We start from the raw sequence: 16,259 nt of genomic DNA, 5'->3' as shown, positions 1-16,259 counted from the left end.
GTATTCTCATTTTTTTCGTAAATTTTTAAACGTTTTGCTGCTCAGGATTTATGTCTGATTCTGATTGATAAGTTTGAATAAATGTCTGAACATCTGGGTTTTGAGTTGTATACACCATTGTCATCAAGGCATCATCAAACTGAAAAGCGAGAGTAAAGCCAAAAATTTTAGCTAAGCTTTGTGTATTCCCAAGTGTTGGAAAAAGCATTAAATAGTGATGTTGCTCAATATTCGTATTGGCAAAATTTTGCTCAATTTTCTTAAGTGTTTTGAGTTGAGTAATGTCATCCAACAGGACTGTAAAGGGCTGCTCATTTTCCACTTTGAACTGATGATCAATGTTATAGCGATCTAAACTCTGTTTCAGTTGTTTTTCATTTATCGCAATATCTAATGTTTTCGTAGGTAAAACATTTTCAATTTGAATTTTAGGTGAAGCTAAACAACAGCTCGAAATATATTCTGCAGGAATATACTGCTCTGAAATCCAAATCTTTTCATCTAATGTATCTTGGTCAATTTCGGAATCAACGATAAACACAAGACTTATAGACGACTCATCTTTTTCAATACTTTGTAAAAGATGAATCCATTCACTATAGCTTGTTTCAGCACCCCAATAGTGGTGTTCCACGTGAAACACTTCAGGAATATAATTGAGCTGACTCAGGTAGTCTGAAATGAGTTGCTCAGAATCTTGTTCATCCCAAACATGCAGTAATTCTTCCGCGAGAATCAGGTGGATTTTAAGCTTATTCAGTCGATAAACTTGCTGCACAGAAGGAGTATCTTCTTCCCCATCATGATACTCAGCCTGAGGATCAATCCATGCTGGATGCATACGATAAGATTGGCTAATTTGAGTATCGTAGAAAAGTGCAGATTTTTTTAAATGCTCACTAATTTCCCAGAGTATTTCTGTTTGTTGTTCGAGTTGAGTCAGAATCAATTGGTGAATGCGGTATTGCCGTTTGAAGCTATATTCATCCTCTTCATCTTGTTCGACGTCTAAATCAGAAATTCGATAACTCAGAATAGGCAAGCCATACCCATTCAATAATTTGTCATCAAGTTCAGGACTCTTGAATTCCCGAATCGCATCAATAATCAGATGATTTTCACCCAAAGCATTGAGTGCATAAGCGCGATAGACATTTAAATTGATCCACTCCACAGGCTCAGGCTGTAGCTCCTCAATTGCGACCTCATCGCTAAGTTGAGGATCATTCTGTTTATTTTTTTGCTCTTTTATCCAATGATAAATCATATATGGCATCACCAAAAAAGCAGTGATTGCAACAGGTAACAATCCAAAAAAGATAAGTAGATCACTGCCAGAAGGATCAAAATTGATGTCACGCCAATACAGCACCACAATCGCAGAAATCACCAGATAAACAGTAAGGAATACTCCAACAATGATTTTGATCATGACGCTACTCCAAGCAATGGGTAGCAAGTTTCATCATTGTCTAGCGGTTGATTATGAGCTAAAAAGGCACCCTGACTAAGCCCCATAGAATGCTCCGAATTTAAAGTAATAGGCTGTATTTCTTGTTTTGATAAAATTAAACGAACATCAACCAATAAGGTTGGGCTACACCAGCTTTGTAGTAGTTTTTTTAATTTTAAACTTAGTTTTTGTTGTGGTAGAAAATCTAGGTAAGTTTTACGATCCAACGGTCCAATTTGAATTTCAATTTTGCCATCAATTTGGGTAATAGTCTCTCCACAAAATGTATTCAATCCTAACAAGCTTGGCGTCGCCCCTCCTAAGGATGTTCTCTGCTGAAGCTCTAATTTAAATTTTTCAGGGATAAACTCTTGTATTGCCACATGCTGATTAAATACCTGTGCAATCATGGTTTTTAAAGCATGTGCTGTATTATTTTGCCCCTGCATTAATCCTGCAAATTCAGCAAAATAATCATCAAGTTCTTGTTGTTGATGTTGCTGACTAATATAACCATTTAAAGCATGGATAATATTCAGATAATGATTTTCAGACTCGACCTCATACCGTATTGGTAAATTGTACTTGACCGTCGCATCAACGAATTGTGAAGTGAGCTTATGATTAAATAAACTCAAGAATTGCGTTGTTTCAACTCGAAATTTGCGTGATGCTGATTTAACTTTATTGGTATAGCTATAGGGTAATGCCCCCTGCATGCCAGTCAAACCCACCATTAAATTTGTAAGCTGAACTTTTTCATCTTCTAAAGCTAGCGATTCAATTTCTTTTTTAGGGAAGTTAAGCTCTAAGGAAGGATGAAATTTAAAATCACGATCCCATGGTGTATGTGGCCGAGCAAAGGGCACATGTCTTAACAATCGAATCGACTGAATAAACTCATAAGCAGTCGGCTGTTGAAATAAATGGTCTATTACAGAAGCTTCTTGCCACCAACGTTCTGCACGCATTGGTATAACTCCTGTTGTGATTGAGCATCTTCGATTATGACATCGACAAAACTGTTTAACTGCACTTTTAAGTTAAACACATGACTCAGCAATTGACTGAAAATATAAAGACTATGACCTCTGAATATTTGTTCATCGATTCGGATAACAACTTTGAGTCCTCGTACGAAAAGCGGGAAAGGTTTTGCTTCAACCAACTTATGCGTCAGGCTAAATTCAATTTGTTTAATCGAATTAATTAACAGATGATTTTCTTTATTCGCCGGTAAGTTATATAACTCTAATAATTCTTTTAAATGTGCTACCGCATCCCCTTTCATCAGTGCTAACGTATTTAATGAAAGATGAGAAATAATGCGCCATTGCTCTTTCTGATTTTGCTCAAATTGATAGGGTAAACTCGGACGCTTCAATACCAACGCTCGACGTGCCAAACTACTATCATTCAGATTTAAAATATTATTTGACTGGCTTAATGCTTCATGCGGTAAATTCCGATTCGAACATAGCAATACGGTGCTAATAAAATCAGACTTTGTATCATACGGCTGTAAATGCTTAGAAATAATGGAATAACCCGTTTCAACAAACTTATTGTTGAGCTGTGATGAGTTCAATGCATAGAAAAATTGGACATTTTCATCATGGTAATGACTCATTCCAAAGAACGGCAACACTGGATGATAAACCTGTTCCTGATTAATCTTTTCACGAACCATGTGCATTTTCTGAATCGAATAGACCTGATAAAACTCAGGATGATGCGCATCCGTGATCAATGGATATTCAAGTTGTCGATGATGTATTTTTTGTGGTTCAGCATTTTTTTCAAAAAGATTAACAGCCGGCGTGCTAAATAATTTGAAATTTGCAACATTCAGCTCTGAATAATTACGAATAATCGCCTGATCGTTTAGGTTTAACTTAAAATGAATTTGGAGATCAAAACTCGTTTGCTGATCTAATAAATTTCTTAAAAAAGACAAATCAAGATTAAGAAAGCTGAATTTATCTGCAAAACAAAAATATTCCATCAACAAGCGATAGGCATGATGTGTATGTTGATCAATAGGCAATAAACTCTCATCTTCCTCAAAGCCCATTAAGGAAAATGGATTAGAAATTTGATAAAGTTGTGTTCCAATGCGTACCGTAAAAGTCGTATCTTTTTTGAAAATACTATCCAAAACTTGCAGCGGAAAATTTGAAATAGCATCTAAATAAATAGGGAGTTTTTCTTGATGAATCCACAAGCCTGCTTCATTGAAAGTTTCAAAACTTAATTGCAAAGTGGCATTTTGATTGAGATGAATTTGAGCACTTGGGTTCGTTTTAAATTGAACTTGATTCAGTTGAATGGGAAGTAATCGTACAGCTTGAGAGGTATTAAATTCACATTGTACCCCCTTAAAGCTTCGTGATTTTAGCGTTGTTGCCTGCGGAATGACGTGAGCTTCAGTTAATTGTTTTATTTTATTTTGATCCTCGAAACTGACGACAGTACAACTTGGAAAATGTCTTAGATATTGAGGGAACATCACCTCAAATAAAGCACGTGTAAAAACGTCATAACTGTCTGCTAATTTTTTATCAATTCGAGCAGCAATCAACGAAAACGCCTGAATTAAGCGCTCAATGTGTGGATCATCAATCTGTTCTTGGTTGAGCGAGAGCCGTTGGGCAATTTTAGGATACTTCTGAGCAAACTCGCGAGATTGTTGACCAAATTCTTGTAATTGTTTTTCGTAGTACGGTAAAAGTTCTTCTATCACAAAAGCCCCAATCTTAAGATCTAGCCGAAATTACATATTGTTGTGTCGTTGGTTTCAATAAAGCATCAAAAACTACAGGCTCATACAATGGATGGATATTTAAATATGCTTGAATACTGAGGCAAAGTGCGCCCATATTGTCGCTGTCTAACAACATTTCAACTTGAATTTGTCGTAGGCGAGGTTCATGTGCCGCAATGGACTGCTGAATAGATTGGCAAATTTTGTCTCGATCCATTGGATTGGCTGTTGATAATCCAACAAAATCAATAATGCCAAACTGTGCAATCGAGCCTTTAACCGTAGGGAAGTCATCAATTTGATCAAACTTGGCTACTCGACTATTGAGTAGATCTTCCAAGTCATGTGCAACAGATTCACGTAGCTCTTGCATAGATAAGCCTTTGATCTGATCCTCATATTCTGGAATCAAGCGGTCAAATAAAGTTGCACGGAAGCCAAATGGATAAAGATGATCTAAATTTGTTTTCATCTTGCCTACTCTAAAAGATGAATAAAGGCCAACTTAAGTCAGCCCCTACTCCTCTCACTTTCAAGACTTTAAGCTTTGTAGCTTGCAGTGTTGTTAGAAAGTGACCATTGCTTCGTGATCGCACCTTTTTGAGTACCATCGATATCTTGTTGGTTGTATGTCCATTCAACAGCAGCATATTTCAAACCAAATGCTTCAGTCGGAACACCTTCAGCATTTACAGATGGTGTTACGCTTGAAACTAGAACATGTTTCAATTTGATTTGAAGGTACTTGATACGCTTATCACCATTCGCACGGTAGTAATCGATTTGTACTTCATCAAAAGTGTAACCAGCAGAACATGCTTCCCAAAGTTTCGGGCTAGTCGCATCTAAATCTTTAACGAATAACATGTCTGAATGTTCAACACGCTCAGAAGTATGACCACCAACACTTGAAGATGTCGCAGATTTAGGCTGACGGATGTTATGAGACCAAGAATTAACTTCCAACCAATCTTTGTGCTCAGTGTCACGAGATTCGCCGTCTACTTTGTATTTTCCTCGAAATTGAACATATATATCTTTCATGAAGATTTCCTGTTTTATTTAACGTTATTATAAAGTTGCTCTATTTAATTAGAGGACTGAGGTAACTCAGTGACAAGTCTCAAAGATACCGACAACTCGTCCAACTGGAAGTGCGGTCTTAAAAACACGACCGATTTGTAGTGACCAGGGTTCGCCGGGTCTTCCACAACTTTTACAGATGCTTCACGAAGCGGGCGCTTAGCTTTGGCCTCTTGTGATGCACCATCATCTAGTAATACATATTGAGATAACCAATCATTCAAAAAGCTTTCTACATTTCCAGCTGAAGCAAAACTTCCGACTTTATCTCGCATCATTGCTTTCAAATAATGCGCAATACGCGACACAGCCATGATGTATTGAATCTGGCTTGAGAGTGCTGAATTTGCATTCGCTGTATCGCTATCATATTTCTTAGGCTTTTGGGTCGATTGAGCCCCAAAGAACGCTGCGTAGTCTGTGTTTTTGCAGTGTACTAATGGAATAAAACCGAGATCGCTCAACTCTTTCTCACGGCGGTCCGTAATCGCAACTTCTGTCGGACACTTAAATACGACTTCACCATCATTGGTTTTGAAGGTATGTACTGGCAAGCCTTCTACTAAACCACCACCTTCAACCCCACGAATTGCTGCACACCAACCATGCATATCAAATGCATTCGTTAAACGTGTACCGAAACCGTATGCTGCATTCATCCAGAGATATTGATCGTGATCTTCACCTGAGACTTCTTCAACGAAGTTAAAGCCTTCTGTTGCCCAACCCTCTTTAGGGTCATAAGGCAGGCGACCCAGAACGCGTGGCATAGTTAAAGCCACATAGCGAGAATCATCACTTTCACGGAATGAGCGCCACTGTACATATTCTGCAGTTTCAAAAATTTTAGATACATCACGAGGACGATCAATTTCAGTGAAAGATTCAAGACCTAGAATTGAAGGGCTTGCTGCTGAAATAAAGGGTGCATGAGAGGCAGCGGCAACATGAGAGATTTGTTCTAAAAGATACATATCTGACGGTGTGCGATCGAATTCAAAATCACCAATCAAAGTTGCGTAAGGTGCACCACCAAAAGAACCATATTCTTCTTCATAAACTTTTTTGAACAATGTGCTTTGATCAAAGTCAGTTGCGCCTTGGAAGTCCTTAATCAATTCTTTTTTAGTGGTATTTAAAATGCGGATTTTAATTAAAGGATTTGAAGGTGTTTCTTGACAGAAATAGTAAAGTCCACGCCAAGTCGACTCAATCTTTTGAAACTGTTCATGATGCATAATTTTGCTTAATTGAGCAGAAATTAAAGCATCAATTTCAGCAATACGCTTATCTATTGAGACCGTCATGTTTTCTGAAACAGTAATTGTTCCAGCCATAACTTCTTTGGCTAATTCCCCAATTAAATTTTTCGCACGAACATGTTCATCATCGTTACGCGCAATTCGACTTTGTTCAACAATCGAATCTAGAAGACTCGTTTCTTCAACAGCATTGCTTGTCGCAGGTGCGGTTTGTAAATTACTCACGGTCGTCGCCTCCTGCTTCAGCACTTAATTTGCGTACTTGATCTGTATTTTGAAGAATTTCATCAAGCAGATCTTCTAGACGTTCACTATTTGAAATTTTATTACGCAAATCTGAAAGGCGTTCACGCGCTTCAACCAATTTGCGTAAAGGGTCAACTTGTTGAACAACATTTTCAGGTCGGAAATCTTCCATTGAGTTAAAAGTAAGATCTACCGACATATTTCCACCCTCTTCCGAAATTGTGTTTTCAACTTGAAAGGCTGCTCTTGGTGCTAGCGAACTCATTACTTCATCAATGTTATCCAAATCCACATTAATAAATTTCTTATCTTTCAGTTTGGTTCTTTCAAGTTCAGATGCTGCTGAGAAGTCCCCTAATACACCAACAACAAAAGGAAGTTCTTTTATTTCTTTACCATCACCTACTTCTACGTCATACGTCAGTTGTACTCGAGGTGGTCGAATGCGTTGTAATTTTTTTTGAACACTTTCACGCTTAGCCATATTATTTTTTCCTAAATTTGTAATTTGATCAGTTCAACGAGCCAAATGGATTCTCACGTTTTGGTGCTGCTGGTTTTTCAACTTTCGCAGGTGTCGTTGTTTTAGCGGATGTTGTTTTTGCTGGAGTCGATGCACGGCGCGTCGTACGTGCAGGCTGTCGAGTAGTTCGAGTCTCTTGAACACGCTTAGGTGCTTCTTCAACTTTGGTTTCGATTACAGTCAAAGGTTTAGCTTTTTTAACTGCTTCAGAAAGTGCCAACGCAGGTTCGTAAGTCTCTTCAGTCAAATAACGTACTTCTGGTCCACGCATTTGCTCTAATGCCTCATTCGCGATTCCGATTCCAGCTAAAAACTTAGTATCTGTTAACGATGAGTGCTGAACATTTTGTGCATTAAGACTGTTCACCAATTGAAGTGCTTTCTGATTTTGTCCGATTTGTTGAAAACGCTGAGCTGCTTGTGCTAGAAAACCATTTTTGTTGTCTTTATTTTTTTTATCACATGCTTGAGCATAAATTTGTAGCAATGTCTGGTCTGTTTCACCCGCTACTAATGGATGATCTTTAACACAACCTCTTTTGAGTTTTACTTCATCTGCGTAAGTTGTAGACGCCATCCCCAACCCAATTAGCAGAGTTGTAAGCAGAATTTTAGTATTCAAAATACACCCTCATTTATTATAAAATTTACATTAACTATATGATTCATTAAATCATTTTTTAACACACTCAATGTTTAGAGCAATGTCTTCTATATATATTAGATTTAATTAAAATTTAAACTTATAAATGCAAACTTAGTCAACATTATGACCATTATAATAAAGAAACAATTAAGTTTTTTAAGTTACAAAATTATATAGTTCTGTAAACGATTCACACTATAGGATAGTTTTTTTATCACCTTTATTTAGGTAGAATAAAAAATATGGGTGAATTTTTTCATACTAAAAATTATTGTTTATTAAATATTTAGTCGTTAAAAATCTTAAAAATAGACGTTATGTAGGTTTATTTTAAGTAACTATAAATAATTTGAACACAGAGAATTCTGATGAATAACTTGAAAATTTTGATTACAAAACTATCTCCTACGACAAGAACAGCACTAGAAAAGTCTGCAAATTATTGTATTAATCAACAAAATTACGAAATCGAAATTGAACATCTACTCTTCGAATTATTAAATCAAAACGTAAAAAATGATCTCTCTATTTTGCTCAATCACTATAAAATTTCTAAAAATGCACTGATCGATGATTTACAAGAAACGATTTCGCACTTGCCCAAAGGCAATACGCGTACACCTATTTTTGCTCAATCGATTGTACGTCTGCTAGAACAAGCTTGGCTTATTGCTTCCGCAGATCAAACCCCAGTCATCCGTAGCGGGCACTTATTAGTTGCGTTATTGACTGCAGGAGATTTATATCAAATCGCGCTTCGTGCATCGAGTTTATTCGATCTGTTCCCGATTGATATGATGAAACACAAATTTATAGAAATTTGTAAAGCTAGCATTGAAGAGCATCTCCCTCAAGCTGATCATCAAAATGATGTTCAGGATCAGGATACGATTCAAAGTTCAGAGTCTCATGCAAAAACACCTGCACTAGATCAATACACCATTAACTTGACTCAAAAAGCGCTTAACGGTGGGATTGATCCTGTCATTGGACGTGAGTTTGAAATTCGCCTTATGTTGGATATTCTGATGCGTCGTCGTCAAAATAATCCTATTTTAACAGGTGAGCCAGGCGTAGGTAAAACTGCTGTCGTTGAAGGTTTAGCGCTGAAGATTGCCAACAACCAAGTGCCTGATGCATTAAAAAATGTACATATCCATGTTCTTGATATGGGTCTATTACAAGCAGGTGCAAGTGTAAAAGGTGAGTTTGAAAATCGCTTAAAACAAGTCATCCAAGAGGTTCAAAGTTCCGCTCATCCTATCATCATCTTCATTGATGAAGCACACACACTGATTGGTGCAGGCGGTCAAGCTGGTCAAAATGATGCGGCGAATCTCCTTAAACCAGCCTTAGCACGTGGCGAGTTAAGAACAATTGCTGCAACTACATGGGCTGAATATAAGCAATATTTTGAAAAAGATGCGGCGCTCAGTCGTCGTTTCCAAGTCGTCAACGTTGAAGAACCGACTGAAGAAGTTGCGATTGATATGCTTCGCGCCATGATTCCTGTCATGGCTAAACACTTTAATCTTCAAATCGATGACGAAGCCATTGTGACTGCTGTTCATTCTTCACATCGATATATTGCTGGTCGACAACTCCCAGATAAAGCAGTGAGTGTTTTAGATACTGCTGCCGCTCGTGTGGCATTAACTCAGAATGCTCAGCCGGTAAAGTTAGATCAGCTACATGCTCAACATCATAATTTATTGCTTGAATTAGATATTTTGGAACAAGAGAATAATCAGTTCCCACAGCATGACGAACGCCTCTCCAATCTTAAAAATACGATAACTGAAATAGAAAATGAGTTAAATGCCACAACTGAAAAGTGGAAACAAGAACTAGAAATTGTTCAAAAAATCAAAACACTTGAGCAAAAAAATTCTGAATTAAAAGATGAAGAACACATTAATGATTTTAAAAATCAGATTCAGCAACTTAGATCCGATTTAAAAATATTACAAGGTGAACAACCTCTGGTATTTGAACGTGTTAATGCACAAATCATTAATGAGATTATTTCAGACTGGACTGGTATTCCTGTAGGAAAAATGGTCAATGACGAAATTAAGCAAATTCTAAGTTTAGAAGAAAAACTGGAACAACGCGTCATGGGTCAAGACTATGCCCTGCATCAACTTGTTCAAGGAATCAAAACCTCTAAAGCAAAACTTGAAGATCCAAACAAGCCTCAAGGGGTATTTATGTTGGTTGGACCAAGTGGTGTGGGGAAAACAGAAACGGCTTTAGCTTTAGCCAATGAGCTGTATGGTGGGGAATCTCATCTCATCACGATTAACATGTCTGAGTATCAAGAGGCTCATACTGTTTCCTCATTGAAAGGTGCGCCTCCAGGCTATGTAGGATATGGTCAAGGTGGTGTCCTCACTGAAGCTGTTAGACGCAATCCGTATAGCGTTGTTTTGTTAGATGAAATTGAAAAAGCACATTCAGATGTTCAAGAGTTATTTTACCAAGTCTTTGACAAAGGCACACTTGAAGATGGTGAAGGACGTGTTATCGATTTTAAAAATACCACAATTTTATTGACCTCTAACACTGGCTCAAGCGCAATTATGCAGGCCTGTTTGACTAAACCTGTAGAAGAATGGCCTACGGCAGAAGACTTAATTGAACATTTAAAACCAAGTTTATATAAACAGTTTAAACCTGCCTTCTTGGGACGTATGCGTATCGTGCCTTACTTCCCACTCCATGATGATCTACTTGTGCGTATTATTCATCATAAGTTAGGCAAAATTACTGATCGTATTTTCAAACAATATCAAACACGTGTTGAATACACCGATGATTTGGTGGAACTCCTCTTAAGTCGCTGTACAGAAGTCGATAGTGGCGCACGTAATGTAGACAATATTCTAAACTCTTCAGTTTTACCTGAACTTGCAACACAAATATTGATTGCCTTAGCGGATAACAAAGTGCCTAAATTAATTCAAATTGATAGCAAAGATGACGTGATTGAGTATCGATTAGATCCAACAACAGCACCGAAAAAGCGTAAAGCCGCCAAAAAGAAAATTGTTGAAGCATAATTATTTGAGTATATAAATTAATATGAACATTGATATAGAAAAGCTACTTCAACCAATCTCAGATCAAGCAATCTGTGGCGAAGATCTATCTTTTTCGAATGAATTTCATGAAATCAAGAAAGCGAAAACCCAAGATGATCCGCTCTTAGATATGGGAGATTGGGTAGCTGAACCTAAACAAGCAGATTGGTCATTTGTTTCGGCAAAATGTATCGATGTTCTGACTCAAAAAAGTAAAGATATTCGTTTATTGACTTGGTTAAGCGAGGCTTGGAGTCAACTCTACGGTTACGAAGGAGTCGCTCGTAGCCTTGAGCTTTCACATCGTATGTTATCCAATTATTGGAAAGATATACATCCTGAAATTGAAGATGATGATTTAGATCAACGTCTGGGTTTATTGCAAGGTTTGACTTCTCAGTTACCTGCTTTGATTAAACGTGTTCCACTCATCAATTCAGCTCCTTTCTATTCAATCTATGATTATGAAAAATTACTGCATCAACAAAATGTAAGATTAAAAAATGCTGATGATTATGGATCTTCTCAGAATCATCCAGAACTCGAGCAATTCGAACAAAGCTTATTTAATACCTCAAAAAGTTTCCAATACAACAATTATCAGTTCTTTTTAGAAATTTTGACGCACTGGGATACCCTCAAGCAAGTACTTGATCAACTGATGCAATTAGATGCTCCAAGTTTCGCAAATACTGATTCTCAGTTGGAAGACATACATAAAACACTGAAAAAAATTTATAAAGCAGATGCATTTTTAATGTCTGAGGATACTCCTGACATGAATCAAGACCTACAATTCCAAGAAAACAATTCAAATATAAATTCTGCTCCAACAGCAAATATACAAGCAGCAGTAACTCAGCAGTCATTTCAACCTCAACCACAAAGTCATCTACAAAATCGTGAACAAGCAATGCGGGTGCTTAAAGATATTGCGGATTATTTTCAAGCAAATGAACCACATAGTCCTGTAAGTTATATGCTTCAAAAAACCATTAAATGGAGCCAAATGCCGCTTCATGAATGGCTCGCACAAGTTATTAAAAACGATAACAACCCATTGGAATCAGTCCACGAACTCTTGGGTGTAAAAAATAGCAATGAATCTAATGAATGGTAATCTCAATGTTTAAAGCAGAAAAAGTACTGTGGGGTGAAGGTCTGTTTTTAAGACCACAGCACTTTCAAATTCAAGACAGTTATCATGAACAGCGTTTAAATCAAACTATTCGTGCCACAATTCCGTTCGCATATGGGGTACAACAGCTCAAATTTGATGAATCTCAATTAACGACCCATGTGCTAGCAATCGAGCACATTGAAATGATTTGGCAAGATGGTGAAATTTACGCTGCTCCTTCGCGAGATCTTTTACCTCAGCCCGTGCTGCTTGATGAGCTCAATTTCCGTGGTGAAATGACCATTTTTCTTGCGCTCCCTATCGTTCAACCAAACAAGCGTAATATCGCCCATGAGGCTTCGACACAACCAAGTCGATATCATTCGTATCTGAATGAAACTCATGATTTGTTCACAGATGCCACACCTGCTGAAATTACTTACATTCGTCGTCGTGCTGAGCTGAAATTACTGGAATCTCAGAATAATACTCCTCATGAACTGGATGGTTTTTTATATTTGCCGATAGGAAAAATTAAGCGTCATAGTTCAGGAAACTTTGAACTTGATACAAAATTTATTCCACCAATTTTGCATATTGCTTCATGTGAGTCATTGGTTGCTAATTTAAAACGTACCTTGAATGTCATTAAAGCAAAAATCAAAACTATTCAAACCAACAATCGCGAAAACGAACAAAAATTAATTGAATTTAGATCAGGTGACATTGTTTCATTTTGGCTAGTGAATGCATTGAATACTGCTCATGCAACTCTCAGCCATTTATTGACTCATCCCCAAATTCACCCTGAACGCTTATTTTTTGAATTACTCAGATTGACTGGCTCATTACTGACATTCTCAACAGCCTATGAAGTTGAACATTTACCTCAATATCAACATCATAATTTACAAGATAGCTTTGCGCAGTTAGATGTCATTTTAAGAGAGTTACTCGACACAATCATTTCAAGTCGATACTTCAATATCAGTCTTAAAGAAATACGTCCTTCGTATTGGGTTGGTAGCTTAGAGTCAGATAAGATCACTCGCGAATCTCGTCTGTATATTGCTGTGTCTAGTTCAATGATGCAGACACACGAACTTGTACAAATTGTCCCACTACGTTTTAAAGTGGGCACAACAGTCGATGTTGAGCAACGTGTCGTCTCTGCATTGCCTGCTATTCCGATTCACCATTTGATGCAAGTACCTACTGCGATTCCAGTCCGCTCTGGTGTGAGTTATTTTGAAATTGAACCTCATCATGAACTCTATCAACGCATGTTGGAGTCTGAAACCATCTGTATTTATGTACCTGCTGGATTCCAAGATATCAGTATTGAACTCATCGCAGTGATGAATGGCTAGAGATTGAGAAGAGAAAAATATGAATATGCCTAATGGAGCACCTTCACTGTTCGATGACGGTCAGATTGGAGCAGGCTCTACACCACAGCAACAGAATAAATTGACACAGTCTTCTAATTTGGTTGATTTAATGCATGACGGTTTCTATATCGTTTTTTTAATTCGTAACCAATACGTTCCTGACAATGTCGATGAATTTCGCCAAAAAATCATGGATCAACTACAACGTTTCGAATTACAAGCGAAGAAGTTGCAGTTCTCAGCCGAGGATATCCATGATGCAAAATATGCATTTTGTGCATTACTTGATGAAACGATTGTCACACAACAGGACCCTAGTTATTTCCATTTACAAAATTCGTGGTTAATTAGTCCTCTTCAGTTAACTTTATTTGGATCTCAACTCGCAGGTTATCAATTTTTTGACTTATTAGAAAAAATTAGAACTCGTGGAAAAGATCGCTTAGCGGCTTTAGAAGTTTTTCACTACTGTTTACTGTTAGGTTTTCAAGGTAAATACCGTATTGAATCAATTGAAAGCTTAAATCATTTGGTTGCACGCGTAGGCGATGAAATAGATTATTTAAAAGGTAAAAAAGCCCTCTTTTCACCTTTCGCTGCATTGCCTGATCAAATTAAAAACATTATTCATAAAGAACTTCCATTCGCTTGGATTCTCTTATTTTTACTCCTCTTTGCATTATTGGCATTTTCTGGACTTCGCTATATGCTCAGTCAACAAGAGACCAAAGCCATGACTCAATATAATAATGTCATTAGTGCACCTGCTGAACAGGCCCACATAACGATTCATTTACCATAAAAGATATTCAATATGAGCCAAGAAAAGAAAAATATTAGAGTCCTTACACCTACTAAAAAAAATAAAAAAATTTCGCCTCTAGTAAGTGGGATCATTGGTGTGGCAATTGGTATCTCTGCCACATCTTTAGCTTTTTATACCTATTTAAATCAACCAAGCTTCCAACCGATTAACGCAGCGGATACAGATTCAACACACTCAAATGATAAATTATCCAATGTTGATTCGGGAATCACCCAAGCTGATCAAAACGAGCAATCTGAACCTGATGAATATCACCAAGCTCAACCCAAGCTAAATGAGCTTAATAATATTTTCAAACATCAGCAAACCAACTCCGCTCAAGCAACTCAACCAGTGATTTCAAGTAAGAATCCCTTTGAATCAACTTTTAATCAAGCACAACCTTTAAGTGACAAAACTCCCCAAGTTCAACCTAAAGCAGAACCAGTAAAAAAGACGACAACTGAAACATTACCGAAAACCATTAAAAAGCCTGAGGTTAAGCCTACGACATCCAGCCCAAATAAAGTTGCTGAAAGTAAAGCTGATACTGATGAAAATATTGATATTCCTGTAGCCAGTGTAGAAATTTCAGTCACACGAACTGCTAAAGAACCTGCACCGTGATTTTTTTTATCATTGTCAGTTTTGTGATATTGATCATCGCGCTGACTTTATTGATGTCTTATGAGATAAGACAAAAAGTAATAGATTTTGCACAAAGCTTATTACCACAAGGTAAAAAAAAGCTTTTAAACGCACGTAAATTTGCACATGAAATGAATCATGCTGCTTCAGCAGACCAAATTCAAACGCATTGGCACTTACAGCAATGGTGGATACTCATTGCTGGTTTTTTCTTACTTAGCAGTATTATGCTTTTTGCTTTTACAAAACCCGTTGATCCTACAAAAATAGAAGCGAACTATTTAAAGAAAGCTGATCCTCAAATTTATAACTTATTAAATGGGGAAATTCTTTCCCCTCCACCAGAGGTTGAAGAAAGTCTCGTCGATGCAGCAATCGTTGAAGCTGTACGTCTTGAGCAACAATATCAAGCTCAAACTGGCGGTTCTGTTTCATCTACAACTATTCCTAATGTAGAAAATTCAGAGTTTTCTCATGGTCATCTCGATACTTCAATGGTAAATCGTAAGTGGGACAAGATGCATCCACGCTATAAACAACGATTACTTATGGTCTTCAAAATTATGAAGGAACAACATGGCTATGAATTAGTATTACTAGAGGGTTATCGTAGTCCTGCACGACAAAATAGCCTATCTCGGAATAAAGCAACCACTTTAGCGACTGCATACCGTAGCTATCACCAATTTGGTTTGGCAGCTGATGTCGCATTCAAGCGAGATGGTAAAGTCGTTATTTCTGAACGTGATCCTTGGGCTATGCGTGGCTATCAGTTATATGGTCAAGTTGCTGAGTCTGTCGGTTTAGTTTGGGGAGGACGTTGGACAAAAATTCATGACTACGGTCATACAGAATATCGAATGCCTGGCTTGGTTCGTAGCAAGGAAACTCATGATCGTTTCATGCGAGAAGCTGAACAAGGTAATTTAATGGCAAGCAATATAGAACAGTAATAATCCGTTGATTCTCTTTTCAAAATGCCTGTTAACGATACAGGCATTTTTGTATTTATTGATATATTTTGCGCTTGTAATTAACTATGTGAAGACATTGATTTAGAAGTTAATTTTCCCGTACCCATGCCTTTCCCTTAATTTTATTTGTTTATTTTTTTCTTTTCACATAAAAAAACACCCCCTTGTATTGAAGGGGGTGTTTAGAATAATGAGCTGGCGATGACTTACTCTCACATGGGTAACCCCACACTACCATCAGCGCTAAGAGGTTTCACTTCT

At 37.4% G+C, this 16,259-nt stretch carries 14 protein-coding genes; 6 read left to right on the top strand and 8 right to left on the bottom strand.

All coding sequences use genetic code 11. The features are described 5' to 3' along the window. Positions 1-25: 25 nt before the first annotated feature. From AC1M9A_RS03865 to AC1M9A_RS03830, 8 genes are all read right to left on the bottom strand, one after another. Complete coding sequence (locus tag AC1M9A_RS03865; protein ID WP_481607149.1) at positions 26-1,432, bottom strand: hypothetical protein; 1,407 nt, start codon at positions 1,430-1,432, stop codon at positions 26-28. Beyond that, complete coding sequence (gene tssG / locus AC1M9A_RS03860; protein ID WP_481609686.1) at positions 1,429-2,424, bottom strand: type VI secretion system baseplate subunit TssG; 996 nt, start codon at positions 2,422-2,424, stop codon at positions 1,429-1,431. Before tssG ends, AC1M9A_RS03865 begins: the two co-directional genes overlap by 4 nt. Next, the gene (tssF, locus tag AC1M9A_RS03855) at positions 2,388-4,196 is read right to left on the bottom strand and encodes a type VI secretion system baseplate subunit TssF (RefSeq protein ID WP_092766609.1); all 1,809 of its coding nucleotides are present in this window, start codon (positions 4,194-4,196) and stop codon (positions 2,388-2,390) included. Before tssF ends, tssG begins: the two co-directional genes overlap by 37 nt. A 13-nt stretch (positions 4,197-4,209) precedes the next feature. Then, complete coding sequence (tssE, locus tag AC1M9A_RS03850) at positions 4,210-4,689, bottom strand: type VI secretion system baseplate subunit TssE (RefSeq protein WP_092766610.1); 480 nt, start codon at positions 4,687-4,689, stop codon at positions 4,210-4,212. A 68-nt stretch (positions 4,690-4,757) separates the two neighbouring features. Then, entirely contained in the window at positions 4,758-5,261 is a 504-nt protein-coding gene (locus AC1M9A_RS03845) for an Hcp family type VI secretion system effector (RefSeq protein WP_092766611.1), read from the bottom strand. Between the two features lie 44 nt (positions 5,262-5,305). Then, on the bottom strand, positions 5,306-6,787 hold the full coding sequence (gene tssC / locus AC1M9A_RS03840) for a type VI secretion system contractile sheath large subunit (protein WP_092766612.1): 1,482 nt from the start codon (positions 6,785-6,787) through the stop codon (positions 5,306-5,308). Then, complete coding sequence (tssB, locus tag AC1M9A_RS03835) at positions 6,780-7,292, bottom strand: type VI secretion system contractile sheath small subunit (protein WP_092766613.1); 513 nt, start codon at positions 7,290-7,292, stop codon at positions 6,780-6,782. Before tssB ends, tssC begins: the two co-directional genes overlap by 8 nt. A 28-nt stretch (positions 7,293-7,320) precedes the next feature. Next, positions 7,321-7,908 (bottom strand): hypothetical protein, encoded by a 588-nt coding sequence (locus AC1M9A_RS03830; RefSeq protein ID WP_481609685.1) that lies wholly within the window; start codon positions 7,906-7,908, stop codon positions 7,321-7,323. Between the two features lie 434 nt (positions 7,909-8,342). Between AC1M9A_RS03830 and tssH the strand changes: the two genes are divergently transcribed. From tssH to AC1M9A_RS03800, 6 genes are read left to right on the top strand one after another with little or no spacing between them, the layout of a single operon-like run. Further along, on the top strand, positions 8,343-11,039 hold the full coding sequence (tssH, locus tag AC1M9A_RS03825) for a type VI secretion system ATPase TssH (RefSeq protein WP_481609769.1): 2,697 nt from the start codon (positions 8,343-8,345) through the stop codon (positions 11,037-11,039). A gap of 22 nt (positions 11,040-11,061) precedes the next feature. Continuing rightward, complete coding sequence (tssA, locus tag AC1M9A_RS03820) at positions 11,062-12,180, top strand: type VI secretion system protein TssA (protein ID WP_481609684.1); 1,119 nt, start codon at positions 11,062-11,064, stop codon at positions 12,178-12,180. Positions 12,181-12,185: 5 nt separating this feature from the next. Next, positions 12,186-13,550: a type VI secretion system baseplate subunit TssK gene (tssK, locus tag AC1M9A_RS03815; RefSeq protein ID WP_481609683.1), complete on the top strand. Its 1,365-nt coding sequence runs from the start codon at positions 12,186-12,188 to the stop codon at positions 13,548-13,550. A 19-nt stretch (positions 13,551-13,569) separates the two neighbouring features. Continuing rightward, positions 13,570-14,373 (top strand): type IVB secretion system protein IcmH/DotU, encoded by an 804-nt coding sequence (gene icmH / locus AC1M9A_RS03810; protein ID WP_481609682.1) that lies wholly within the window; start codon positions 13,570-13,572, stop codon positions 14,371-14,373. A 12-nt stretch (positions 14,374-14,385) separates the two neighbouring features. After that, entirely contained in the window at positions 14,386-15,003 is a 618-nt protein-coding gene (locus tag AC1M9A_RS03805; RefSeq protein ID WP_481609681.1) for a hypothetical protein, read from the top strand. Next, positions 15,000-15,977 (top strand): M15 family metallopeptidase, encoded by a 978-nt coding sequence (locus AC1M9A_RS03800; protein ID WP_180029098.1) that lies wholly within the window; start codon positions 15,000-15,002, stop codon positions 15,975-15,977. Before AC1M9A_RS03805 ends, AC1M9A_RS03800 begins: the two co-directional genes overlap by 4 nt. Positions 15,978-16,259 lie beyond the last annotated feature (282 nt).

The organism is Acinetobacter sp. ANC_7634 (assembly GCF_056779875.1).
This window is presented reverse-complemented; position numbering and strand designations above follow the sequence as displayed.

What these genes read in the sequence shown, in the direction of transcription:
- AC1M9A_RS03865 (WP_481607149.1), bottom strand. Translation starts at nt 1,432, where the DNA reads ATGATCAAAATCATTGTTGGAGTATTCCTTACTGTTTATCTGGTGATT.
- tssG (WP_481609686.1), bottom strand. Translation starts at nt 2,424, where the DNA reads ATGCGTGCAGAACGTTGGTGGCAAGAAGCTTCTGTAATAGACCATTTA.
- tssE (WP_092766610.1), bottom strand. Translation starts at nt 4,689, where the DNA reads ATGAAAACAAATTTAGATCATCTTTATCCATTTGGCTTCCGTGCAACT.
- AC1M9A_RS03845 (WP_092766611.1), bottom strand. Translation starts at nt 5,261, where the DNA reads ATGAAAGATATATATGTTCAATTTCGAGGAAAATACAAAGTAGACGGC.
- tssB (WP_092766613.1), bottom strand. Translation starts at nt 7,292, where the DNA reads ATGGCTAAGCGTGAAAGTGTTCAAAAAAAATTACAACGCATTCGACCA.
- AC1M9A_RS03830 (WP_481609685.1), bottom strand. Translation starts at nt 7,908, where the DNA reads ATGGCGTCTACAACTTACGCAGATGAAGTAAAACTCAAAAGAGGTTGT.
- tssA (WP_481609684.1), top strand. Translation starts at nt 11,062, where the DNA reads ATGAACATTGATATAGAAAAGCTACTTCAACCAATCTCAGATCAAGCA.
- tssK (WP_481609683.1), top strand. Translation starts at nt 12,186, where the DNA reads ATGTTTAAAGCAGAAAAAGTACTGTGGGGTGAAGGTCTGTTTTTAAGA.
- icmH (WP_481609682.1), top strand. Translation starts at nt 13,570, where the DNA reads ATGAATATGCCTAATGGAGCACCTTCACTGTTCGATGACGGTCAGATT.
- AC1M9A_RS03805 (WP_481609681.1), top strand. Translation starts at nt 14,386, where the DNA reads ATGAGCCAAGAAAAGAAAAATATTAGAGTCCTTACACCTACTAAAAAA.